Below are 23,398 nucleotides of genomic sequence, written 5' to 3' on the forward strand. Positions count from 1 at the left end.
GACTTGTTCCGGCATCCATCCCTCCTCACGCGCCGCAACGCCTGAGGCGCGATGGACCCCGGAACAAGTCCGGGGTGACGGCAGAGATTTCGGCATCCGCCTTTCCTTCATCCTCGATCGGGACTGATCCATGTCCGCACCAACCTCCATCTTCACCGCGAGCCTGGTCGTCCCGGCGATCGGCGACTCGTTCCGGAAGCTCGATCCGCGCCAGCTGATCAGGAACCCGGTGATGTTCACCACCGCCGTGGTGGCGACCTTGCTAACCGTGCTGCTGGTCATCGGCGGCGAGCCGCTCAGTTTCAGTTTCCAGATCCAGCTGATCGTCTGGCTGTGGCTGACCGTGTTGTTCGGTACCTTCGCCGAGGCGCTGGCCGAGGGCAGGGGCCGCGCCCAGGCTGCTTCGCTCCGCGCAACCAAGGCCGATCTCAAGGCCAAGAGGTTGCTCGGCGTCGGGGATACCTATGAGATCGCCTTCGCCACCCAGCTCGAAAAGGGCGACTTCGTTCTGGTCGAGACCGGCGACCTGATCCCCGCTGACGGCGAAGTCGTCGAAGGCGTCGCCTCGGTCAACGAAGCCGCGATCACCGGCGAAAGTGCGCCGGTGATCCGCGAGGCAGGTGGCGACCGTTCGGCCGTGACGGCGGGTACCCGCGTCATCTCGGACAGGATCAAGGTCCGCATCACCCAGGAGCCGGGGCACGGCTTCCTCGATCGCATGATCGCGCTGGTCGAGGGTGCGGAGCGGCAGAAGACGCCGAACGAGATCGCGCTGACCATCCTGCTCGTCGGCCTGACGATCATCTTCCTGATCGCGGTCGCCACCATTCCGGGCTTCGCTTCCTATGCGGGCGGCGGCGTGCCGGTGGCGATCCTCGCGGCGCTGCTGATCACCCTCATCCCGACGACCATCGCCGCGCTGCTCTCGGCGATCGGCATTGCGGGCATGGACCGGCTGGTGCGCTTCAACCTGCTCGCCAAATCGGGTCGCGCGGTCGAGGCGGCGGGCGATATCGACGTGCTGCTGCTCGACAAGACCGGCACCATCACCATCGGCGACCGCCAGGCGAGCCAGTTCGTGCCCGTGGGCGGGATCGACATCGATACGCTGGCGAGCGCTGCGTCGCTGGCGAGCCTCGCCGACGAAACGCCCGAGGGCCGCTCGATCGTCGTGCTGGCTCGCGAGCGCCATGCCGTCCCGACCCGCACCATGCCGGCCGATGCGGAAATCATCCCCTTCACCGCGCAGACGCGCGTGTCGGGCATCGTCACCGGCGGCAGCACGATCCGCAAGGGCGCGGTGGATGCGATCCTGCGGGCCGATCCTGGGCTCGGCACCACCCCCGTCGCGGCCGAACTGCGCCGCGTGACCGAGGAGATCGCCCGCTCCGGCGCGACGCCCCTCGCCGTGTCGCGCGACGGCAAGCTGCTCGGCGCGATCGCGCTGAAGGACGTGGTCAAGGCCGGCATCCGCGAGCGCTTCGGGGAATTGCGCCAGATGGGCATCCGCACGGTGATGATCACCGGCGACAACCCGCTGACCGCTGCCGCCATCGCCGCCGAGGCGGGGGTGGACGATTTCCTCGCCGAGGCGACGCCCGAGGACAAGCTCGAGCTGATCCGCAAGGAGCAGCAGGGCGGGCGGCTGGTCGCGATGTGCGGCGACGGCACCAACGACGCGCCCGCGCTGGCCCAGGCGGATGTCGGCGTGGCGATGAACACCGGCACCCAGGCGGCGCGCGAAGCCGGCAACATGGTCGATCTCGACAGCGATCCGACCAAGCTGATCGAGGTCGTCGGCCTCGGCAAGCAGCTGCTGATGACCCGCGGCGCACTGACCACCTTCTCGGTGGCGAACGATGTAGCGAAATATTTCGCGATCATCCCGGCGATGTTCGTCGCGCTCTATCCGGGGCTTGGCGTGCTCAACGTGATGGGGCTGGCGACGCCGCAATCGGCGATCCTGTCGGCGATCATCTTCAACGCGCTGATCATCCCGATGCTGGTGCCGCTGGCGCTGAAGGGCGTGACGTATCGGCCGATGCCGGCTGGGCCGCTGCTGGCGCGTAACCTCGCCGTTTACGGACTTGGCGGGCTGCTGGCGCCGTTCGTCGGGATCAAGCTGATCGATCTCGCCGTAACTGCCCTGCACCTCGCCTAGCCCTTTTTGTGTCCCCGCGAAGGCGGGGACCCAGTCTGGGCTCCCGCCTTCGCAGGCGCACATAAGGAACTGAAGACATGCTCATCGACCTGAAATCCGCTCTACGCCCCGCCTTCGCGCTCACCATTGGGTACGCGCTACTGCTCGGGCTCGCATATCCGCTCGCGCTGACCGGCGTCGGCCAGGCGCTGTTCCCCGCCCAGGCGAATGGCAGCCTGATCACCGAGAAGGGCAAGGTCATCGGCTCGGAGCTGATCGGCCAGGGCTTTGCCAGCGACCGCTATTTCCATGGCCGGCCCTCCGCCGCGGGCAAGGGTTATGACGCCAGCGCCTCGTCGGGGTCCAACCTCGGCCCGGCGTCCCAGGCACTCGCCGACCGCGTCAAGGCGGATGTCGCCGCCAATCCCCCTTCACCAGGAAGCAACAGGGTCCCCCCCGATCTGGTGACGTCCTCCGCCTCGGGGCTCGACCCCCATATCAGCCCCGAGGCGGCTTTTTATCAGGTGGATCGCGTCGCGAAGGCGCGGGGCGTAACGCCCGACGCCGTGCGCGCGCTGGTCGAGGCACAGGTCGAGCATCCGCTGCTCGGCTTCCTCGGCGAGCCGCGCGTCAATGTGCTGGCGCTCAACCGGGCGCTCGACCGCGCGGCGTCGCGGCCGTAACAAGGGGCATGCCGATCGCCGCCAAGGTCCTGATCGTCGAGGACGACGCGCATATCCGCCGGTTGCTGCGCGTCGCCGCCGAACGCGCCGGCTACAAGGCCGGAGAGGCGGCGACGGCCCGGGAAGGGCTGTCGCTGCTCGATATCGACAAGCCCGATATAGTGCTGCTCGATCTCGGCCTGCCCGACCGCGACGGGCTCGAGTTGATCCAGTTGATCAAGGCGCGCGGCGCGACCCTGATCGTCGTCTCGGCGCGCGAGGATACCGCCGAGAAGGTCGCGGCGCTCGATCTCGGCGCCGACGATTATCTGACCAAGCCGTTCGACACCGAGGAACTGCTTGCCCGCATCCGCACGGCACTGCGCCACCGGCTCGCCGACCAGACGGCACAGCCGGTGGTGACGATCGGCGAGGTGACGATCGATCTCGACAGCCGCCGCGTGCTGCGGGCAGGGGAGGAGGTCCATCTCTCGCCCAAGGAATATGGCGTGCTGGCGGAACTGGCGCGGCGGCCCGACCGGATCGTCGGCCACGCGCAATTGCTCCGTGACGTGTGGGGACCCGCGCAGGAGAGCCGGGTCGAGTATCTGCGCATCGTCATCCGCAACCTGCGCCAGAAACTGGAGCCGGACCCCGCGCAGCCGACGATCATTCGCAACGAGATCGGCGTGGGGTATCGGTTGACCGGCGCGGCCTAGTCGAGGCGTTCGCGCATTCCCGAAAATCAATGACATTGCGCGCCGCGCCGCCGCCGATCATGTAGCGCGCGCGGCCTAAAGCCCCTAGGTGGGCCGTTGCGCCTCCGAATCATATAGGATGCGCCAAGATCATTCACGGACGAGGATAGTTGCCGGTGCGTCGCTTTTACGGTCTCCCTCTTGTTGCCCTGTTGCTCCCCGTTCCGGCGCTCGCGCAGCAGGCAACGCCTGACGCCGCCAACCCAGTCGATATCGTCGTCCTCGGCTCCGGCCTGCCGCTCCCGCCTGGCACGCCCGCTTATGGCTCCGTGGTGATCGACCGCGACCGGCTGACCAACGACGCCTCGGGCCGGGTCGAGGACGTGCTGGCCGATGTCGCCGGGCTTCAGCAGTTTCGCCGGTCGGACAGCCGCTCGGCCAATCCGTCGGCACAGGGTGTGACGTTGCGCGCGCTGGGCGGCAATGCCTCGAGCCGTGCCCTGGTGTTGCTGGACGGCGTGCCACTGGCCGATCCGTTCTTCGGTTACATCCCGTTCAACGCGCTGGTCGGCGATCGCTTCTCGGGCGTGCGCATCACGCGCGGCGGCGGCGCGGGCGCGTTCGGCGCGGGCGCCGTCGCCGGGACGGTCGAGCTGGCCAGCGCGACGCGGGCCGACCTGCCGCTCCTGGCGGGCAGCGCCTTTTACGGCAGCTATGATTCGCAGAACGTCACGGCCAGCCTGACTCCCGATTTGGGCGGCGGGTTCGTGTCCGTCTCGGGCAAGTGGGAACGCAGCGACGGCTATCGCACCACGCCCGATTCGCAGCGCACGCCCGCCGATTCGCGCGCGCGGTTCGAGGATTGGTCGGGCGGTGTCCGCGCGGTCGTCCCGGTCGATGCCGAGACCGAGATCCAGGCGCGGGGCCTCGTGTTCCGCGACAACCGCACCTTGCGCTTCAAGGGCGCCGACAGCAGCTCGGAAGGGCAGGATGCCAGCATCCGTCTGGTCCATCGCGGCGACTGGGCAATCGATGCGCTGGCCTATGTCCAGGCGCGCAACTTCACCAACAAGGTGATCAGCGCGACCAGTTTCAAGCTGACGCTCGACCAGCGCAATACGCCGTCTACCGGCCTGGGCGGCAAGATCGAGGTGCGGCCCCCGATCGGCGCCGACCATGTGCTCCGCGTCGGTGTCGATGCGCGGCTTGCGGATGGCGAGCTGTATGAGGACGCGTACGCCGCCAGCGGTGCCGTCACCACGCGCCGCAACGCGGGCGGTAACAGCAGCACCATCGGCGCCTTTATCGAGGACGACTGGACGATCGGCCATCTCGTGCTGACCGGTGGCGTGCGCGGCGACCGCTGGACCTTGACCAACGGCTTCATCCGCGAGCTTTCCGGGGCCGGCGCGACCACCAAGGACAACCGCTTCGCCGATCGCGACGGGTTCGAGGCGACCGGCCGGGTCGGGGCGCTCTATCATGTGACCAGCGCGGTCGCGCTGCGGGCGGCGGGGTATACCGGCTTCCGGTTGCCGACGCTCAACGAACTGTACCGCCCCTTCCAGGTCTTTCCGATCCTGACTCAGGCCAATGAAAATCTGGGTCTGGAGAAGCTGAAAGGGGTCGAGGGGGGCATCGACCTGACGCCGGCGCCGGGCATCTCGATCGGACTGACCGGCTTCTACAACCGGCTCGACAATGCCATCGCCAATGTGACGATCGGCACGAACCTGCGCCAGCGCCAGAATGTCGATGCGATCGTCGCAAAGGGGATCGAGGTCACCGCCGGTCTTCGCCACGGTGCGGTGTCGCTCGACGGCTCCTATGCGCTCAGCGACAGCCATGTCCGTGCGTCGGGCGCCTCGGCTGCGCTCAACGGCCTGATTCCGGCGCAGAGCCCGCAGCATGCGGCGAGCGCCACCCTGGCATGGGAGCCCAAGGCCGGTCCCTCCTTCTCGACCACCGTCCGTTATGTCGGCAAGCAATATGAGGACGATCTGCAGACCGGCGTGCTGCCGGCGGCGACGACGGTAGACGCCGTCGCCCGACTGCCGATCGGCCGGCATTTCACCATCGTGGCGCGCGCGGAGAATCTGTTCGACGAGACGGTCATCACGCGCAACGCAGGCGGATCGATGGACCTCGGCACGCCACGCACGCTGTGGATCGGCGTGAAGTTCGGCAGCTAAATCCAACTATCACCTGTTCCCTCGATAAAAGGTGCGGAACAGGCCCGGGCCTTCGATATCTCCAGTCATGAGAAAGAGCCGGTCGAGGCAAGACAATCGCCGCAAGGCTATAGTGACATGCGCGGACCAGATTTAAATCGATCTGTCCGCCCGCCGGCGGTTCAGGCAGCTGTCGCGGCCACCGCGGCCAGCACCGCCTCGGCATATTCGGGGCGGCAGATCAGCAGATCGGGGAGAAGGGGATCGGCGCAATTATAGACGAGCGGGCTGCCGTCGATGCGCGAGGCATGCAGGCCGGCCGCCAGCGCGACTGCGACCGGCGCGCAATTGTCCCATTCATATTGACCGCCGGCATGGAGATAGATTTCGGCCTGGCCGTCGACCACCGCCATCGCCTTCGCGCCCGCCGAGCCCATCGGCACCAGCTCGGCGCCGAGCGTCTCCGCTACCTGCTGGACGATTGCATGCGCGCGGGTGCGGCTGACCACCATGCGCGGGCGGGCGGGGAGCGGGGGCCAGACGGGCGGCGCGTCGTCGGTGACGAAGATGCGGTGCGCCGCGGGCAGGGCGACGGCGCCGGTCACCGGCGCCCCATCGATCGCCAGGCCGATATGGACAGCCCAATCCTCCCGCCGTTCGCCGAACTCGCGGGTGCCGTCGAGGGGGTCGACGATCCAGACGCGGCTGGCGGCGCAACGGGTGCGGTCGTCGGCGGCCTCTTCCGACAGGACGAAGTCGTCGGGACGGTCGGCATGGAGCAGGTCGAGGATCAGGGCATTGGCTTCGGCATCGCCGCGCCGCTTGAGATCCGCATCAATGCAATTGCCGGTGGCGCACAGCTCGCGCAGCAGGGCGGCCGCCTGGAGCGCGACCGACCGGGCGACTTCAGCGTCGGTCACAGATCGGGGCTCCAGACGCCCATGATGTGCTCGACGATCCGCTCCGCTGCCGCCTCGGGGCTTTCGCGCGTCGTGTCGATTCGGACCTCGGGCCGCTCGGGCGCCTCATAGGGGCTGGAGATGCCGGTGAAATGCGCGATCTCGCCGCTCCGTGCCTTGGCGTAGAGGCCCTTCACGTCGCGCTTCTCCGCCTCGGCGAGCGGGGTGTCGACGAAGATCTCGACGAACTCGCCATGCGGCAGCATCGATCGCACCAGCTCGCGCTCGGCGCGGAAAGGCGAGATGAACGCCGTCAGCACGATCAGCCCGGCATCGGCCATCAGCTTGGCGACCTCGCCGATGCGGCGGACATTCTCGATCCGATCGGTATCGGTGAAGCCGAGATCCTTGTTGAGGCCATGCCGTATATTGTCGCCGTCGAGCAGGAAGCTGTGGCGGCCGAGCGCGTGGAGCTTCTTCTCGACCAGATTGGCGATGGTCGACTTGCCCGAGCCGGACAGGCCGGTGAACCACAGGACCTTCGGATTCTGGCCCTTTTGCGCGGCATGCGCCTCGCGGGTCACGTCGATCGCCTGCCAGTGGACGTTCTGCGCGCGGCGGAGCGAATAGGTCAGCATGCCCGCCGCGACGGTCGCGTTGGTCGCGCGGTCGATCAGGATGAAGCCGCCCAGATCGGCGCTTTCATCGAACGCCTCGAAGACGATCGGCCGGTCCGTGTAAAGCTGGGCGACACCGATATCGTTGAGGCCCAAGGTCTTCACCGACAGCTCGGCGAGGGTGTTGATGTCGACGGCATGTTCGGGCGGCTGGACGGTCGCGCCGACCGTCTGGGTGCCGATCTTCATCCAATAGGTGCGGCCGGGCAGAAGCTGGTCCTCGGCCATCCAGACGATCGTCGCCTTGAACTGGTCGGCAACCTCGGGCGGGGAGGAGGCGGTGGCGATCACGTCGCCGCGCGAACAGTCGACTTCGTCGGTCAGGGTCAGAGTGACCGACTGGCCGGCGACCGCCTGGTCGAGGTCGCCGTCCATGGTGACGATCCGCGCGACCTTGCTGGTCTTGCCCGAGGGCAGGATGCGCACGGCATCGCCGGGGCGCACCACGCCTGAGGCGATCATGCCGGCAAAGCCGCGGAAGTCGAGGTCGGGGCGATTGACCCATTGCACCGGCAGGCGGAAGGCGCGGTCCTGTGCCGCATCGGTGCCGAGCGGCACGGTTTCGAGATGCTCGATCAGCGAAGGGCCGGTGTACCAGTCCATCGCGTCGGAGCGCGACGCGATATTGTCGCCGGCGAGACCGGAGAGCGGAATGGCGGTGAAGCTTTCGATGCCGATCGAGTCGGCAAAAGCGCGATAGTCCTCGACGATCGCGTCGAAGGTCGCCTGATCATAGCCGACCAGGTCCATCTTGTTCACCGCGAGCACGATGTGCCGGATACCGAGCAGGTTGACCAGATAGGAGTGGCGGCGCGTCTGAGTCAGCACGCCCTTGCGCGCGTCGATCAGGATCGCGGCGAGATCGGCGGTCGAGGCGCCGGTGACCATGTTGCGCGTGTACTGCTCATGGCCGGGCGTGTCGGCGACGATGAACTTGCGTTTCTCGGTGGCGAAGAAGCGATAGGCGACGTCGATGGTGATGCCCTGCTCGCGCTCGGCGGCGAGGCCGTCGACGAGCAGGGCGAAGTCGATATTCTGGCCCTGGGTGCCGACACGCTTGCTGTCCGCCTCGAGCGCGGCGAGCTGATCCTCGAAGATCATCTTCGAATCGTAGAGAAGGCGGCCGATCAGGGTGGACTTGCCGTCGTCGACCGAGCCGCAGGTGATGAAGCGGAGCAGGGATTTGTTCTGGTGGAGGGTGAGGTACGCGTCGATGTCGGAGGCGATGAGGGCGTCGGTTTCATAACTCCCCTCCCGCTCGCGGGAGGGGGTGGGGGAGGGCATGTCCGCAAGGCTGGGGCTTGATGTTGTGACAGGCCCTCCCCCGACCCCTCCCACAAGTGGGAGGGGAGAAGAAGGCGTGCTTGCCGGGGTCGAAACGCCCATCAGAAATACCCCTCCGCTTTCTTCTTCTCCATGCTCGCCGTCTGATCATGGTCGATCGCGCGGCCCTGGCGTTCGCTTGTCGTGGTCAGCAGCATCTCCTGGATCACTTCGGAGAGGGTTGCGGCTTCGCTCTCGACCGCGCCGGTGAGCGGATAGCAGCCGAGCGTGCGGAAGCGGATCGAGCGTTCGACCGGCACTTCGCCGGGTTCGAGGCGGAAGCGGTCGTCATCGACCATCAGCAACAGGCCGTCGCGCTCGACGGTCGGGCGCCGCGCGGAGAGATAGAGCGGGACGATCTCGATGCCCTCAGCGAGGATGTATTGCCAGATGTCGAGCTCGGTCCAGTTGGACAGCGGGAAGACACGAATGCTTTCGCCGCGGCTCTTGCGCGCATTGTAGAGCTTCCACAGCTCGGGGCGCTGGTTCTTCGGATCCCAGCGCTGGCGGGCGGAGCGGAAGCTGAAGATGCGCTCCTTGGCGCGGCTCTTCTCTTCGTCGCGCCGCGCGCCGCCAAAGGCCGCGTCGAAACCGTATTTGTCGAGCGCCTGCTTCAGCCCTTCGGTCTTCCACATATCGGTGTGGAGGCTGCCATGGTCGAAGGGATTGATGCCGCGCGCCTCGGCCTCCGGGTTGCGGTGGACCAGCAACTCCATGCCGGCGCTGGCCGCCGCACGATCGCGCAGCTCGTACATGTCGCGGAACTTCCAGGTCGTGTCGACATGGAGCAGCGGGAAGGGCGGGGGCGCCGGGAAAAAGGCCTTGCGCGCGAGGTGCAGCATCACGGCCGAATCCTTGCCCACGGAATAGAGCATGACCGGGCGTTCCGCCTCGGCCACCACTTCGCGCATGATGTGGATGCTCTCCGCCTCGAGGCGTTGGAGATGGGTCAGAGCGACGTTCATTCTCGCCCAGATAGTGGCGTAAGCGCCAAGAGCGATCAACTTATCCTGTTGGGCGCGAAAGTTCGCTCAATCGGCGTGCGAGCGCTCGACCGAATCCAGGATGCGCGCGCCGGCCATGAACACCGCGATCGGGCAGACCGAGAAGAGCATCCAGCCGCCGACGCCGGGATATTGCTGGAGATAATGCACGCCACGTTCGACCGAGCCGAGGCCCAGGCCATAGATGACCACAAAGGCTTCGAACTTGGTCTTGATGACGAACAGCCGGGTGAATTTCGTCCACATGCCATTCGTTAAGCAATGAGCGGGCCAATCGCGGATTCGCGCGATTCCTGCCTTAACGATGATGGTTACCTGTCAATTAACTCGACAGTGCCAAGCGCCTCGAGCAGCGCCGTGCGGGCGCGTTCGACCGCCTTGACCAGCGTCGGATCGGCGATGGCGGCGTACGGGATTTCCTCGGGCCAATGTTGCTCGACCACGCCGGCGATCAGATCGAGCCGGGCGTTGTCGACCAGGAAGCGCGGGTCGATCGCGGCGGGATCGGCCACGACGCGCAGGCGCAGGCAGGCCGGGCCGCCGCCATTGGCCATGGACTGGCGGACATCGACCACCTCCAGCCGCCGGATCGGGCCGTTGCCGGCGATCATCTCCTGAAGCCAGGTCCAGACGGCGGCGTTCTCGCGCGCTTCCTCGGGCACGATCAGCGCCATGGTGGCGTCGGGTAGGGTAACGAGCTGAGCGTTGAACAGATAGGAGGAGACGGCGTCGGCAAGGCTCACACGGGCGGCCGGCACTTCGACGATCTCGACCTCGGGGAGCATGTCGCGCAGATCGGCGTAGAACGCTTCCCTGTCGGCAAAGGCCAGTTCGTGCGCGAACAGCACGCGTTCGTTGGCGACGGCGACCACGTCATTGTGGAACGCTCCGGCGGCGATGGCCTCCTCCGACTGTTCGACGAACAGGGTGCGATCCGCATCGAGCCGGTGCCGCCGCGCGACTGCCATGCTCGCCTCGCGGTGCTGGCGCGCGGGGAAGGGACCGCCCGACACGCCATAGACGAAGACCTCGACGCCCGGCTCACCATGCGCGGCGCAAAGCCGCATATGATTGGCCGCGCCTTCGTCGCCGAACGGTGCGGGGACGGGGCCGTGCACCGCGAAGAACGGATCGGCGAAGGCGAGCCGCAACTGGGCGAGCGTACCGGGCCATTCATGGCTGCGATGCGGCATGGTCACGAGATTGGCGACCGAGAGATGGCAGCGCCCGTCGGCGGTGTCGGGCGACGGCGAGACCGTGGCGGCATTGGCGGCCCACATCGCGGAGGCGGACAGTGCCTGGGCCTGGAGATGCGGCGCGGCCTCGGCATAGCTGGTGGCGAGGCTGTCGAGCCAGGCATGGTCGGGGCGAACGAGAGGTAGCAGCACGCCCTGGGTCAGGCCGAGCGCGAGGTTCGCGCGCATCTTGGCGATGCCTTCCAGCGCGGCGCGGCGCGGGGCGGCGACCTTGCCCGCGTTGCGGGTGGCGGCGAGATTGCCGGGGCTGAGGCCGGCATAATTATGGCTCGGGCCGATCAGGCCGTCGAAGTTGATCTCAACCAGCGACACAGGAGCCTCCACACTTCCGTTCGTGTCGAGTAGAGGTCGAGCTTGTCGAGAACTCGTATCGAGACACAATTGCCCCTCGATACGCCATCTCGACAAGCTCGATGGCACTCGGGGCGAACGGATAATTTTTCATCTCAGGCCCGTCCGACATGGCTGATCTCGGCACCTTCGGTCACCGCCAGCGCGGTCGCGCAGGTGCGGTCGATCGCGACGCCCTCGCCGCAGGGGCGCAGGCGACCATAAGCGCAGCGGAAATCGGCGAGGCGGCCGGTCGCGATCAGCGCCGGTTCGCCGCCGTCATTGTCGATCGCGGTGACCGTCGTCGACTGCGCCTCGCGGATGGTGCGGACCTGATCGGTCTTGGCCGTCATGGTCGGGCCGCCGTCGAAGATGTCGATATAATTCTCGAAGGCGAAGCCCTCATTCTCCAGCATGCGCATCGCGGCGCGACCGGAGGGATGGGGCAGGCCGATCGTGGCGCGGGCGTGTTCCGACAGCATCGCGATATAGATCGGGTGCTTCGGGAAAAGATCGGCGATGAACTGGTGGCCGCGCACCGCATTGAACTGGTCGGCGTCCTGGAAATTCATGCCGAAGAAGCGGCCGGCCAAGCCGTCCCAGAAGGGCGATCCGCCGGCTTCGTCGATGATCCCGCGCAGTTCGGCCAGGATCCGGTCGGCGAAGCGCGCGCGGTGGCGGGCGATGAACAGATAGCGGCTGCGCGCGAGCAGCATGCCGAGACCGCCGGCGCGCTCGCCCGGATGGAGGAACAGGCCGCCGACCTCGCTGCACCCTTCCAGATCGGTGGTGAGCGAGAGCTGGTCGGCGCGGAAAGTGCGGCCGAGCTCGGCGCTGTGCTGAGTCAGCGTGCCGAGGCGGTAGCTGTAGAATGGGTAGCGCTGTCCGACCTGGGTGAAGATCTGGCAGGTGCCGCGCACTTCGCCGGTCTCGACATTTTCGAGCACCAGCACGAACAGATCGTCCGACAAGGTGTCGTCGGTGCGGTCGAATGCCTCATGGCTGCGGGCGAGCTTGGCCTTGAGCGCGGTACGATCGGCCGGGAGGTTGGTGAAGCCGCCGCCGGTCAGCTTGGCCATCTCGTACAGCGGCTGCAGATCCTCGTCGCGGGCGGAGCGGATACGGAAGCTCATAAAGAACCCTTTTCGGCGATGCGGAGGATGGTCAGCGCGGAGAGGGCGGCACGCTCGGCCAGGCTGTCGATGACGAGAAACTCGTCGGGCGAGTGGATCAGGCCGCCGCACGGGCCCATGGTGTCGACCACCGGCACACCGCAGGCGGCAATGTTGTTGCCGTCGCACACGCCGCCCGTCGCGCGCCAGGCGATGGCGAGCCCGAGATCGGCGCCGGCGGCCTTGACCAGATCGAACAGCTTCGCGGCGCCCGGGTCGATCGGCTTGGGCGGGCGGTTGAACCCGCCATGGACATGGATCGTCACGTCATACTCGGCGGCGACCGCGGCGACCACCGAGTCGATCGCCGCCTGCGCCCGGGCGATCTCCCCCTGCGCGGCGGGGCGGAAATTGATGCGCAATATAGCGAGCTCGGGCACGACATTGTTCGGCCCGCCGCCCTCGATCCGCGCCGGATTCACCGCGAGGCCGGGGCCACGCGCCCTGCTCAGCCGGAGCGCGATATCGGCCGCGGCGACGATCGCGTTGCGGCCTTCGTCCGGGTTGCGGCCGGCATGTGCGCTCTTGCCGTGCACCACGATGGAGAAATTGCCCGTGCCGCCGCGCGCACCGGCGAGCGTGCCGTCGGGCAAGGCGGGCTCATAGGTGAGCGCGGCGACCTTGCCGCGCGCCGCCCGGGCAAGCAGGGCACTGGAAGAGAAGGAGCCGGTCTCCTCGTCCGAATTGATCACGATTTCATAGCCTATGCGGCCGGCGAGCGGCGATGCCTCGACCGCCTCGAGCGCGGCGAGCATGGTCGCGATGCCGCCCTTCATGTCGGCGACGCCTGGACCGTTGAGCCTCGTTTCGTCGAGGAAAGTCAGCGCCTGGAAAGGATGATCGACCGGATAGACCGTGTCCATATGGCCGGTGAACAGCATCTGCACCGGCGCGTCGGGGCGCACCGCGAGATGGAAGTGCCGGCCATGGGCGAGATCGGAGACGGTGCCGTCCGCGCCGACGCTGGTGACCGGCGCCGGCTCGACCAGATCGATCTCGCCGGGCAGGACCGAGAAGGCGTCGCTGAGCTTGCCGGCCATGGCAGCGAGGCCGGCCATGTTGCGGGTACCGCTGTTGATCATGGCCCAGTCCTGCACCTGGGCGAGCATCGGGGCGTCGGAGAGGGCCGCGATGGCGTCCCGCTCCACGGTGGAAAGCGCGGTCATCAGTCGGTGTTAGTCCGATTCGAGCGGCGCGGGAACCGCGGCGCCTGCCCTGTTATCGCCGCAAAACAGGATAAAATTTTTTCTGCCCTGTTAGTTCCAACTTTGTTGGAGATTATTTCGTGTCTTTTCATATGCTTGAACGTCATTTGCCCTGTTCCGCAATAACAGGGCACTCGCGCCGGATAAACAGGGCAGGTGAAAACCATAACAGCACCACTGGGGTCATGGAAAAAGCATTCCCTGGTTCGCGCGGACACGGAGGTTCATGCCCTGAATCATCGCTGCCATGTCGGCTCGCAGATGTGAATCGATAGCGACGGCGCCTTCGGGACCATGGGCGCGCGTGTGCCGGGCGATCAGAAGCTGTAGACGATTGACGCGCGGCCTGTCGTGTCGGTGCCGACCCGCCCGATCGGCGGCATGCTTTCATGCTGGACGGCATAGGAAATCTTGCCGGCGAGCGGCCCGATGAGTTTTGCATTGAGCGCCGTCGTGCTGCTCACCGTGCTGTTGTAATGCTGGAGATAGGCTGAGGCGTCCTGGCTGATCGAAATCGCGCGCGTCAGCCGCCAGTCGAAATCGATCGATCCGCGGGCCGCCAGGCTGCTTTCGCGGGTGCGATCCGTGTAGGAGGTGTCGCGATAAGCCGGGCCAAGTTCCATGTCGAGAGTCACGCCGGGCTGCTTGATCGCGCTGTATCCGGCGCCGAGCGATGCCGAGTAGCGGCTGGTGTAACCAAGGAAACGGTCGCTCTCATATTGGGCGGCGCCGTAGACATATCCGCGCGGCGAGAATTTGAAGTTCGGCTCATAGGCCGCGAGATAATGTTCGCGGCTGACCACACCGGCGCTGCGTTTGTAATCGGCGGCGAGATGCAGCTTATGACGCCAGCGCAGGGATTCGCGCGTCAGGTCGATCGCGCCGCTCACACCGGCATCCTGAGTGTTGCCCGTGGTCAGATATCCGCCAAGCTCGGCGCGGCCGCTCCATAGATCGAGCAGGCCCGCATCGCGCAAGGTCGCTTCGCGGCTGGCGGCCCGCTCCTTCGCCCAGTCCGTCACCAGGGCAGCGATGGCATCCGCCGATTCGGGGGCGGCGGCGCGGGCGTATTTGGAGACAGTCGCGACCTCGGTCTCGCTGCCCGAGGCCATGGCGGCGTCGAGCATCGCCTTCACGGGCTGCGGAATCTGCGCCGGCTCCGCATTGGCGAGCAGCAACGGCATGGCGAGCAGGAGCGGGCGGCACAGCATGGCCCGCGAATAGCGCGCGTCCGCTTTCACGATCAACCGAGCTGATCGGCGAAGGCCGACAGAACGTTCTCGTAGAGCGCCTTCTTGAAGGGCACGATGATTTCGGGAAGCTCGGCCGGATCGACCCAGCGCCAGGCGCGGAATTCCTGGTGTTCCGTCGCGATGTCGACGTCGCTGTCCTCGCCGAGGAAACGATAGAGGAACCAGCGCTGGCGTTGGCCGCGCCATTTACCTTTCCAGACCTTGCCGACCAGGTCGGGCGGAAGGTCGTAATAGAGTTCTTCCGGCGCCTCCGCGATCAACTCGACCTTGTCGGGCTGAACCCCGGTTTCCTCGCCCAGCTCGCGGATCGCGGCAGTCTCGGCATCCTCGCCGTCATCGATCCCGCCTTGCGGCATCTGCCACGCCTCGACCGTCGCATCGATGCGCTGGCCCACGAACACCTGCCCGGCGCGGTTGATCAGCATCACACCGGCGCAGGGGCGATAGGGAAGGGTGGCCGGGTCGATCATCCCGCCGCCTGCGCCATGACGCGGTCGCCCTCGGCCTCGACGATCACCGTCTTCAGGGCCGCCAGCGCGCCGGCGACGTCGCCGGCCGAAGAGGGGATGGCCTTGCGCAAGGTGACGAAGCCGTGGACGTTCCCCTTCGCTTCGCGAAAGATCACGGGCACGCCCGCCACCGCGAGCGCGCCGGCATAGGCGCGGCCCTGGTCGCCGATCGGGTCGAGACTGGCGGTGATCACCACCGCGGGCGGCATGCCGGCGAGATTGCCGATCAATGGCGAGGTGCGGATATGGCTGGCTTCGGCATCATAAGAGGCCTGGAACCAGTCCATGCTGTCCCGGGTGAGCAGGAAGCCTTCGGCGAAAATGGCGTAGGAAGGATAGTCCTTCGAGGCGTCGGTGGCCGGATAGATCGGGAATTGCGCGATCACCGGCACGGCGGCGGGCGCGTCGCGCAGCGCCATGGCGGTGACGATCGCCAGATTGCCGCCCGCGCTGTCGCCGGCGACGACGAGGCTGGTGACCTTGCGGCCGAGGTCGGCCGGGTTGCCCGCGACCCAGCGCGCTGCCGCTTCGCAATCATCCGGGGCGGCGGGCCAGGGATTTTCGGGGGCGAGGCGGTAATCGACCGAGATGACCGGGATATCGAGGGTCCGGGCGATCTCCGCACAGAAGCTGGCATGAGTCTCGACATTGCCGATGACGAAGCCGCCGCCATGATAGAACAGCAGTGCCGGACCGGGCTCCCGGCTGGCCTTCGCATCGAACAGGCGCGCGGGAATCGGGCCGGCCGGGCCGGGGATGGACAGGTCGGTAATGGTGGCGAGATCACCGACGGGCAGATCGGCGACATCCTTCATCGCGGCATAGACCGCGCGCGCCGCCGGCGCCTCCAGCTCGTGCATCTTCGGACCGGGCAGGTTGTTGAGATAGGCGAGAAATCCACGAACATCCGGGCGGACAAAGGGTTCGGTCACGGCGTTCTCCCATATCCCGCATTGGCGCTGCGGGTGTCGGCCGACTACCTAGAGGCGATGATCCCCGTCGTCCATCACCCCGCCTATCTCACCGCCGGCCGGCAGGTGGGACGGCTGACGAAGAACGCCGCGATCCGCGACCTGCTCCTCGAAAAAGGCGATGGGATCGAGTGGATCGAGCCCGAACCGATGCCGCGGATATGGATCGAGGCAGTCCATGACCCCGATTATGTCGAGGAAGTGCTGAGCGCGCGGGTGCCGCGCGAGATGGAGCGGCGGATCGGTTTCCCGGTGACGGAAGCGGTTGCGCTTCGGTCGCAGCTGGTCGCCGGCGGCACCTGGCTGGCCGCGCGGATCGCGCTGGAGCGTGGTTTTGCGGCGAACAGTGCGGGCGGCAGCCATCATGCACTGGCGACCACCGGGGCGGGCTATTGCGTGCTCAACGATCTTGCCATCGCGGCGGTGCGGCTGGTCGAGGACGGCACGGTCGCGCGGGTGCTGATCGTCGACGGCGACGTGCATCAGGGCGACGGCACCGCGGCGCTGACCGCGGGCAGGCCGGGCATCGCCACCTATTCGATCCATGCCGAGCGCAACTTCCCGGTGCGCAAGGCGCGCTCCTCGGTCGATGTGAGCCTGCCCGACGGCACCGGCGACGTGGCGTATCTGGAAGCGCTGGAATCGAGTCTCGCGCCACTCATCGACGAGCAGCGGCCGGGGTTGATCCTTTATCAGGCCGGGGTGGATCCCTTTGGCGGCGATCGACTCGGGCGCCTGTCGCTTACCGATCAGGGCCTGATCGACCGCGACCGACTGGTCGCGCGACTGGCGCGGGAGCATGGCATTCCGCTCGCCAGCACGGTGGGCGGGGGTTATGACGAAGACCTTCATGCCGTGGCGCGGCGCCATGTCGCGGCGATTTTGGCGCTCGGATCAGTGCTCGCGCCTGGCGGGTACGGGGCCCTTGCTTAAAAGAACCATTTGCAGGCGCCTCCGATCAAACTAGGTTGGCCAGTCAACGCTCCGGGCATAGAGGGCGTCGGATAAATCCGCAGGACACATATTGATGGCATCCGCCGTTCACGAATTGACGCCCGCCGAGGCGTCCGCACATCCCGCCGCAGAATCGATCGTTGTACGTTTCGCCGGAGACTCCGGTGACGGCATGCAGCTCACCGGCGGCCAATTCACCCTGTCGACGGCGCTGGCCGGCAACGACCTGGCGACCTTCCCCGATTTCCCCGCGGAAATCCGGGCGCCGCAGGGCACGTTGTTCGGCGTCTCCGCTTTCCAGATCAATTTCGGGTCGACCGCAATCGAGACGGCAGGCGACGCGCCCGACGTGCTGGTGGCGATGAACCCGGCGGCGCTGAAGACCAATGTCGATGCGCTCAAGCCGGGTGGCCTGATCATCGCCGACGAGGGCGAGTTCGGCGAGCGCAACCTGGCCAAGGCGAAGTACGCGGTGAACCCGCTGCACGACGGCAGCCTGGCCAAATGGCAGGTGCTGGCGTTCAACATCTCGCAGCTGACGCTCGATGCGGTGAAGCCCTTCGGCCTCGGCAACAAGGAAGCGCTGCGCTGCAAGAACATGTGGACGCTGGGGCTCGCGCTCTGGATGTTCGATCGTGACCGGCAGCCGCTGATCGACTGGCTGAAGGCCAAGTTCGCGAAGAACCCGACGCTGGTCGAGGCCAATGTCGCCGCGCTGAACGCCGGCCATGCTTACGGTGAGACGGCCGAACTGGCCGGGCCGATGAAGCAGCATCATGTCGCGGCGGCGCCGGCCGAGCCGGGTTTGTACCGCACGGTCACCGGCGCCGAGTCGATCTCGCTCGGGCTGGTCGCGGGCGTGCAGCTGGCCGGCGTGAAGATGTTCTTCGGCGGCTATCCGATCACGCCCGCCTCGGCGATCCTGCATCATCTGTCGCGGCTGAAGGAATTCGGCATCACGACCTTCCAGGCGGAGGACGAGATCGCCGCGATCGCCAGCGCGATCGGTGCTTCCTATGCGGGGCAACTGGGCGTCACCTCCTCGTCGGGGCCGGGCATCGCGCTCAAGGGCGAGGCGATGGGGCTGGCGATCATGACCGAGCTGCCGCTGGTCATCGTCAACTCGCAGCGTGGCGGGCCCTCCACCGGCCTGCCGACCAAGACCGAGCAGTCGGACCTGTATCAGGCCGTCTATGGCCGCAACGGCGATTCGCCGATGCCGGTGATCGCCGCGCGCTCGCCGGCCGATGCTTTCGATTGCGCGATCGAGGCGGTGCGCATCGCGGTCCAGTATATGACCCCGGTGATGCTGCTGACCGACGGCTATATCGCCAATGCCGCCGAGCCGTGGCTGGTGCCGGACATGGACAGCTACACGCCGTTCCCGGTCACCTATCTCGAGGAAGCGCCTGAGAGTGGTTTCCTGCCCTATGCGCGTGACGAGAAGCTGGCGCGGCCCTGGGTGAAGCCGGGCACGCCTGGCCTGCTCCACCGCATCGGCGGCATCGAGAAGCAGATCGGCACGGGCAATATCGACTATGGCGCCGCCAACCACCAGGCGATGACCGACATTCGTCGCGACAAGGTGCTCGGAATCGATGTGCCCGACCAGAAGGTCGAGATGGGCACGGAGAGCGGCAAGCTGGCGATCGTCGGCTGGGGATCGACCTATGGCCCGATCCATCAGGCGGTGCGCCGTGCCCGTGCGCGCGGGCTCGACGTCAGCCATATCCATATCCGCCATATCTGGCCGATGCCGGCAAATCTCGGTGCGCTTCTGAAGAGTTACGAGAAGATCCTCGTACCCGAGATGAACACCGGCCAGCTCAAGACCGTGCTGCGCGACCAATATCTGGTCGACGCCAGGCCGCTCAACAAGATTTCCGGTCAGCCCTTCATGATCGCCGAGATCGAAGCGGCGATCGCCGAGGCGCTCGGTGGCGGGCAGACGCACAGCGAAGTGCCGGCGGATACCCATCAACTACCAACGTCGCTGGGCGACGAGGATCTCGATACGGCCGCGATCCATATCGGTGCCAACCGCAATCCGGAACCACGCTCATGAACGACATGACCCCAATCGCGAAAACGAGCCCCAAGGACTGGGAGACCGACCAGGAGGTGCGCTGGTGCCCGGGTTGCGGCGATTATGCGATCCTGAAGGCGGTGCAGCGGACCATGCCGGAGATCGGCGCGCGGCCCGAGAACACCGTGTTCGTCAGCGGCATCGGCTGCTCGTCGCGCTTCCCTTATTATATGGAAACCTATGGCTTCCACACCATCCATGGCCGTGCGCCGGCGGTGGCGACGGGGGTGAAGCTGGCCAATCCCGAGCTCGACGTGTGGATCATCACCGGCGACGGCGATGCGCTGTCGATTGGCGGCAACCACACCATGCACCTGATCCGCCGCAATCTCGATTGCCAGGTGCTGCTGTTCAACAACGAGATCTACGGCCTGACCAAGGGGCAGTATTCGCCGACCAGCCATGTCGGCACGCGCAGCCCTTCGACGCCGTTCGGCTCGCTCGACCGGCCGCTGACGCCGTGCGCGTTCGTGCTCGGCAGCGGCGCGCGGTTCGTGGCGCGGGCGATCGACGTGAACAAGAACCTGCCGGCGGTGCTGAAAGCTGCCTATGCCCATAAGGGCACCGGGTTCGTCGAGATCTTCCAGAACTGCATCGTCTATAATGACGACGTGTTCGCGCCCTTCACCGAGAAGAAGAACGCCGCGACCGGGCAGCTCTGGGTCGAGCAGGGCAAGCCCCTGCTGTTCGAGGGCGGCACCAAGGGGCTGGCGCTCGATACCGAGCGGCTGACGTTGAAGGTGGTCGATGTCGTGGACGGCGACTGGGAAGCGGCGCATGTGATCGTGCACGACCAGACCAACCGCGCTGTCGCGCATATGCTGGTCGAGATGCCGTTCGGGGCATTCCCGATGGCGCTGGGCGTACTCTATGACGATCCGGCCCCGACCTTCGAGAGCGCGGTCGTCGCGCAGAATGCGCAGGCCAGCACGGGCAAGACGCCGAACCTGCAAAAGCTCCTGTCGCAAGGCCAGACCTGGCAGGTCGAGAAGCAGCCGCACACGATGTAGGCGGGCGGAGGCCGGCAATGACGTTCGTCGTCACGGATGCGTGCATCCGGTGCAAGTTCATGGACTGCGTCCAGGTCTGTCCCGTGGAGGCGTTCCGCGAGGGGCAGAACATGCTCGTGATCGATCCGAACGAGTGCATCGACTGCAATCTCTGCCTGCCGGAATGCCCCGCTGACGCGATCATGCCCGATATCGAAAGCGGTGCGACGGCCTGGATCGAGCTGAACAAGACTTATGCGGCGTTGTGGCCTTTGGTGTCGCGCAAGCTCAACCAGACGCCGGACGACGCCGAGGCGTTCAACGGCGTGGTGGGCAAGTTCGAGAAGTATTTCTCGGCCGAGCCCGGTAAGGGCGACTGATACCCGGCGTCAGGCGGGCTCGTCGGATAGCAGCACCAGTGACTTGCGCGCGAGGCCGGACACGGCGGCACTGATATCGTGCGCGGGCAGGTCCGGCAGGGCCTCGATCAATCCAGTGAGGGTGGAGGCGTCGCGGTCGAGCAGATTGGCCAGGACTATGCGTTCGGTGGGGCTCAGCGTCGTCGTCGCCGGGCCGTGGCGCAGTTGGGTCATGCCCTCGGGAAGGGGCAGGCGACGCCGTAGCGTCGGTCGGATCACCACGGCCGGGTCGAGCGGATCGGACAGGCCGAGGTTGAGGACCTTCAGCGACTCGCGCTGGCGATCCGCCGTCGCGAGGAAGCGGTTCAGGTCGAGATCGTCCACCGCGCGGTGGAGCGCCGCGCGCAGGTCTTCCTGCCGCGTCGCCAGCGCTTCGGGGCCGGCCAGGGTCGAGACGTCGCGGCGGAAGAGCGCGTCCTCGAGGCAGCGCCGGCCGAGCCAGCGCACCACATCGTCGCCGCGGGGAAAGGCGAGGCCGATCGTCAGATGGAGCGAATGACCGTCCTCGATCTCGGCGCGGTGGAATTCGCCGCGCGGGATATAGAGCAGGTCGCCGGGTTCGAGCATTTCGCTCCAGACCGGTTCCTCGGTATCGCCGATTTTGGTGACCGCCGGGGCGCCCTTCATCGGATAGGCGTCGCGCTGGCCGTAACCGAACCAGCGTTTCCGCCCATGGACCTGCAGCACCAGCACGTCGTGATCGTCCCAATGCGCCCCGAACGCGCTGTCCTGGCGGAAGCTGACATAGGCGTTGACGCCGACGCGGGCGCGGAGATGGCGCTCGACCATCGCGGCGATAGCGCCGATGCCGGGCACCAGCCGGTGGATGTCGTTGATCACCAGGCTGAGACCCATATCGGCCATGGATTGCAGCGAATCGGGGGCGAGTTCCTGATTGTCGAACCGGCCGGCGCGTGCGGTGAACATGCCGAGCGGCACGTCGTGCCCGTTGCGGATCGCGCGGACCTGCCCGCGCTGGAGCCGGTCGAAGGTGATCAGGGCGTTGAAGGCGGGCCATGGCAGCAGACGCGCGAAATCGGCCTGGTGAGTCGTTTGCAGGTGAAGGCGCTGCTCGCCGACCATCGCATCGGTGAGCGTGGCGAGCGGGTGCGGCGCAACCAGGCTGCGCAGGTCGGTTATCATGTCCTGGGGCCACTCCCGCTGCTGTGGTCCGTGACTAGACCAGTATCGGGCGCGTTGGGAAGCGCTTCGCCCGCGGCGCTTGCGGGTATGGCGGGCGGCGGGCATGTCGGGGGCATGTCCAGCTTTCCAACCCGGCGGCGGCGTTGACCGCGCCGACGCTTCTCTGGTTTCGCCGTGACTTGCGGCTGTCGGACCAGGCCGCGCTGATTGCCGCGGCAGATGAGGGGCCGGTGATCCCGGTCTATGTGCTCGACGACGAGACGCCGAAGCACCGGCGCATGGGGGCTGCGTCGCGATGGTGGCTGCATCACAGCCTCCAGGCGCTCGACCGGCATTTGCGCGACAAGGGATCCCGGCTGATCCTGCGGCGGGGCAATGCGGCGGTCGAACTGGCGAAGCTGGCGGAGGCGACGAAGGCAGGGCGGGTGCATTGCCTGCGGCATTACGAGCCGTGGTGGCGCAATGCCGAGCGGGCGGTGGCGAAGATGCTCGATCTGATATGCCATGACGGCAATTACCTCGCGCCGCCCGGGTCGGTCACTACCGGGGCGGGGCAGCCCTACAAAATCTACACGCCGTTCTGGCGCGCGCTGCGCGAGCATATGCCACCGCCTGTCCCCGCGCGGGTTCCGCACAGCATCTCTGTTCCCGCGCATTGGCCGGAGAGCGATCGGCTGGAAGATTGGGGTCTGTTGTCGGTGAAGCCCGATTGGGCCGGCGGCTTTCGCGTCGAATGGACGCCCGGCGAGCAGGGCGCGACGGAGCGGCTGGAGGATTTCCTGCCCAAGGCGGCCGCCTATGATGTGGATCGCAACCTGCCGTCGGACGAAGGCAGCTCGCGCCTGTCGCCGCATCTGCATTTCGGGGAGATCTCGCCGGCGACGGTCTGGCACCATGTCGAGAAGGCGCGAGGCGACACGACGATTTTCCTCAAGGAGGTTGCCTGGCGGGATTATGCGCAGAATGTGATCCTGCAATTCCCGGATTATGGATCGAGGAACGGGCGCGAGGCACTCGACCGTCTGGCCTGGCGTAGCGGCAAGGAAGCGCGCGCCGATCTGCGTGCCTGGCAGGAGGGGCGGACCGGGTATCCGATCGTCGATGCCGGCATGCGGCAGCTCTGGGCGAGCGGATGGATGCACAACCGGGTGCGGATGATCGCGGCGAGTTTCCTGATCAAGCATCTGTTGGTCGACTGGCGCGAAGGCGAGGCGTGGTTCTGGGACACGCTGGTCGATGCCGATTACGGCAACAACAGCGTCAACTGGCAATGGACCGCCGGGACGGGGATCGATTCCAACATGTTCGTGCGGATCATGGCGCCGCTGACTCAGTCCGAGAAATTCGATGCGGCCGACTATATCCGGCATTGGGTGCCGGAGCTCGCGCATCTCCCGGATGCGGCGATCCATGATCCGGATGCGGCAGGGAGTCGTCCCGAGGCCTATCCGGCGAAGATCATTGGGCACCGTGAGGCACGCGAGCGAGCGCTCGCCGCGGCGGCAAGGGCGCGGTGACGAATCGCTTTTCCCGCACT

The 23,398-nt window shown here is 66.7% G+C and carries 20 protein-coding genes; 9 read left to right on the forward strand and 11 right to left on the reverse strand.

Annotated elements, in window-relative coordinates:
- The first annotated feature begins 130 nt into the window (after positions 1–130).
- The 4 genes from kdpB to ACZ1I5_RS07725 all read left to right on the forward strand — a co-directional run bounded on the left by kdpB (position 131) and on the right by ACZ1I5_RS07725 (position 5,692).
- A complete protein-coding gene (gene kdpB / locus ACZ1I5_RS07710; protein WP_465173113.1) occupies positions 131–2,161 on the forward strand; it encodes a potassium-transporting ATPase subunit KdpB in 2,031 nt (676 codons plus the stop codon).
- Between the two features lie 77 nt (positions 2,162–2,238).
- Complete coding sequence (kdpC, locus tag ACZ1I5_RS07715) at positions 2,239–2,823, forward strand: potassium-transporting ATPase subunit KdpC (RefSeq protein WP_465173114.1); 585 nt, start codon at positions 2,239–2,241, stop codon at positions 2,821–2,823.
- 8 nt (positions 2,824–2,831) lie between these two features.
- Positions 2,832–3,521 carry a response regulator gene (locus tag ACZ1I5_RS07720; protein WP_465173115.1) on the forward strand — a complete coding sequence of 230 codons (690 nt, stop codon included), beginning with the start codon at positions 2,832–2,834 and terminating at the stop codon, positions 3,519–3,521.
- A gap of 155 nt (positions 3,522–3,676) precedes the next feature.
- Entirely contained in the window at positions 3,677–5,692 is a 2,016-nt protein-coding gene (locus ACZ1I5_RS07725; protein ID WP_465173116.1) for a TonB-dependent receptor plug domain-containing protein, read from the forward strand.
- Between the two features lie 161 nt (positions 5,693–5,853).
- On the opposite strand, the gene ACZ1I5_RS07730 is transcribed toward ACZ1I5_RS07725, so the two are convergent.
- The 10 genes from ACZ1I5_RS07730 to ACZ1I5_RS07775 all read right to left on the reverse strand — a co-directional run bounded on the left by ACZ1I5_RS07730 (position 5,854) and on the right by ACZ1I5_RS07775 (position 16,231).
- Positions 5,854–6,591 (reverse strand): 3'(2'),5'-bisphosphate nucleotidase CysQ, encoded by a 738-nt coding sequence (locus tag ACZ1I5_RS07730; RefSeq protein WP_465173117.1) that lies wholly within the window; start codon positions 6,589–6,591, stop codon positions 5,854–5,856.
- On the reverse strand, positions 6,588–8,531 hold the full coding sequence (gene cysN / locus ACZ1I5_RS07735) for a sulfate adenylyltransferase subunit CysN (protein WP_465173118.1): 1,944 nt from the start codon (positions 8,529–8,531) through the stop codon (positions 6,588–6,590). The genes ACZ1I5_RS07730 and cysN overlap by 4 nt, the downstream gene beginning before the upstream one ends.
- A 101-nt stretch (positions 8,532–8,632) precedes the next feature.
- Positions 8,633–9,535, reverse strand: a complete 903-nt coding sequence (gene cysD, locus ACZ1I5_RS07740; RefSeq protein ID WP_465173119.1) for a sulfate adenylyltransferase subunit CysD — start codon at positions 9,533–9,535, stop codon at positions 8,633–8,635.
- A gap of 66 nt (positions 9,536–9,601) precedes the next feature.
- On the reverse strand, positions 9,602–9,820 hold the full coding sequence (locus ACZ1I5_RS07745) for a hypothetical protein (RefSeq protein WP_465173120.1): 219 nt from the start codon (positions 9,818–9,820) through the stop codon (positions 9,602–9,604).
- Between the two features lie 65 nt (positions 9,821–9,885).
- The gene (locus ACZ1I5_RS07750) at positions 9,886–11,142 is read right to left on the reverse strand and encodes an N-succinylarginine dihydrolase (RefSeq protein ID WP_465173121.1); all 1,257 of its coding nucleotides are present in this window, start codon (positions 11,140–11,142) and stop codon (positions 9,886–9,888) included.
- Positions 11,143–11,276: 134 nt separating this feature from the next.
- Entirely contained in the window at positions 11,277–12,293 is a 1,017-nt protein-coding gene (locus ACZ1I5_RS07755) for an arginine N-succinyltransferase (protein ID WP_465173122.1), read from the reverse strand.
- A complete protein-coding gene (locus ACZ1I5_RS07760) occupies positions 12,290–13,498 on the reverse strand; it encodes a hydrolase (protein WP_465173123.1) in 1,209 nt (402 codons plus the stop codon). Before ACZ1I5_RS07760 ends, ACZ1I5_RS07755 begins: the two co-directional genes overlap by 4 nt.
- A gap of 356 nt (positions 13,499–13,854) precedes the next feature.
- Entirely contained in the window at positions 13,855–14,778 is a 924-nt protein-coding gene (locus tag ACZ1I5_RS07765; RefSeq protein WP_465173124.1) for a DUF481 domain-containing protein, read from the reverse strand.
- Positions 14,779–14,780: 2 nt separating this feature from the next.
- The gene (locus tag ACZ1I5_RS07770; RefSeq protein ID WP_465173125.1) at positions 14,781–15,260 is read right to left on the reverse strand and encodes an RNA pyrophosphohydrolase; all 480 of its coding nucleotides are present in this window, start codon (positions 15,258–15,260) and stop codon (positions 14,781–14,783) included.
- Positions 15,257–16,231, reverse strand: coding sequence for an alpha/beta hydrolase (locus tag ACZ1I5_RS07775; protein ID WP_465173126.1), 975 nt, complete (start codon positions 16,229–16,231; stop codon positions 15,257–15,259). The genes ACZ1I5_RS07770 and ACZ1I5_RS07775 overlap by 4 nt, the downstream gene beginning before the upstream one ends.
- Positions 16,232–16,288: 57 nt before the next feature.
- Here ACZ1I5_RS07775 and ACZ1I5_RS07780 point away from each other — a divergent pair, with 57 nt between their 5' ends.
- From ACZ1I5_RS07780 to fdxA, 4 genes are all read left to right on the forward strand, one after another.
- A complete protein-coding gene (locus tag ACZ1I5_RS07780) occupies positions 16,289–17,203 on the forward strand; it encodes a histone deacetylase family protein (protein ID WP_465173922.1) in 915 nt (304 codons plus the stop codon).
- A gap of 94 nt (positions 17,204–17,297) precedes the next feature.
- On the forward strand, positions 17,298–19,289 hold the full coding sequence (locus tag ACZ1I5_RS07785; protein WP_465173127.1) for a 2-oxoacid:acceptor oxidoreductase subunit alpha: 1,992 nt from the start codon (positions 17,298–17,300) through the stop codon (positions 19,287–19,289).
- Positions 19,286–20,320 (forward strand): 2-oxoacid:ferredoxin oxidoreductase subunit beta, encoded by a 1,035-nt coding sequence (locus ACZ1I5_RS07790; RefSeq protein ID WP_465173128.1) that lies wholly within the window; start codon positions 19,286–19,288, stop codon positions 20,318–20,320. The genes ACZ1I5_RS07785 and ACZ1I5_RS07790 overlap by 4 nt, the downstream gene beginning before the upstream one ends.
- A 17-nt stretch (positions 20,321–20,337) precedes the next feature.
- The gene (fdxA, locus tag ACZ1I5_RS07795; RefSeq protein ID WP_465173129.1) at positions 20,338–20,679 is read left to right on the forward strand and encodes a ferredoxin FdxA; all 342 of its coding nucleotides are present in this window, start codon (positions 20,338–20,340) and stop codon (positions 20,677–20,679) included.
- 9 nt (positions 20,680–20,688) lie between these two features.
- On the opposite strand, the gene ACZ1I5_RS07800 is transcribed toward fdxA, so the two are convergent.
- Complete coding sequence (locus tag ACZ1I5_RS07800; protein WP_465173130.1) at positions 20,689–21,861, reverse strand: cupin domain-containing protein; 1,173 nt, start codon at positions 21,859–21,861, stop codon at positions 20,689–20,691.
- Between the two features lie 143 nt (positions 21,862–22,004).
- Here ACZ1I5_RS07800 and ACZ1I5_RS07805 point away from each other — a divergent pair, with 143 nt between their 5' ends.
- Positions 22,005–23,378 carry a cryptochrome/photolyase family protein gene (locus tag ACZ1I5_RS07805; RefSeq protein WP_465173131.1) on the forward strand — a complete coding sequence of 458 codons (1,374 nt, stop codon included), beginning with the start codon at positions 22,005–22,007 and terminating at the stop codon, positions 23,376–23,378.
- Positions 23,379–23,398 lie beyond the last annotated feature (20 nt).

This window comes from Sphingomonas sp. BL-S-30 (assembly GCF_055521475.1).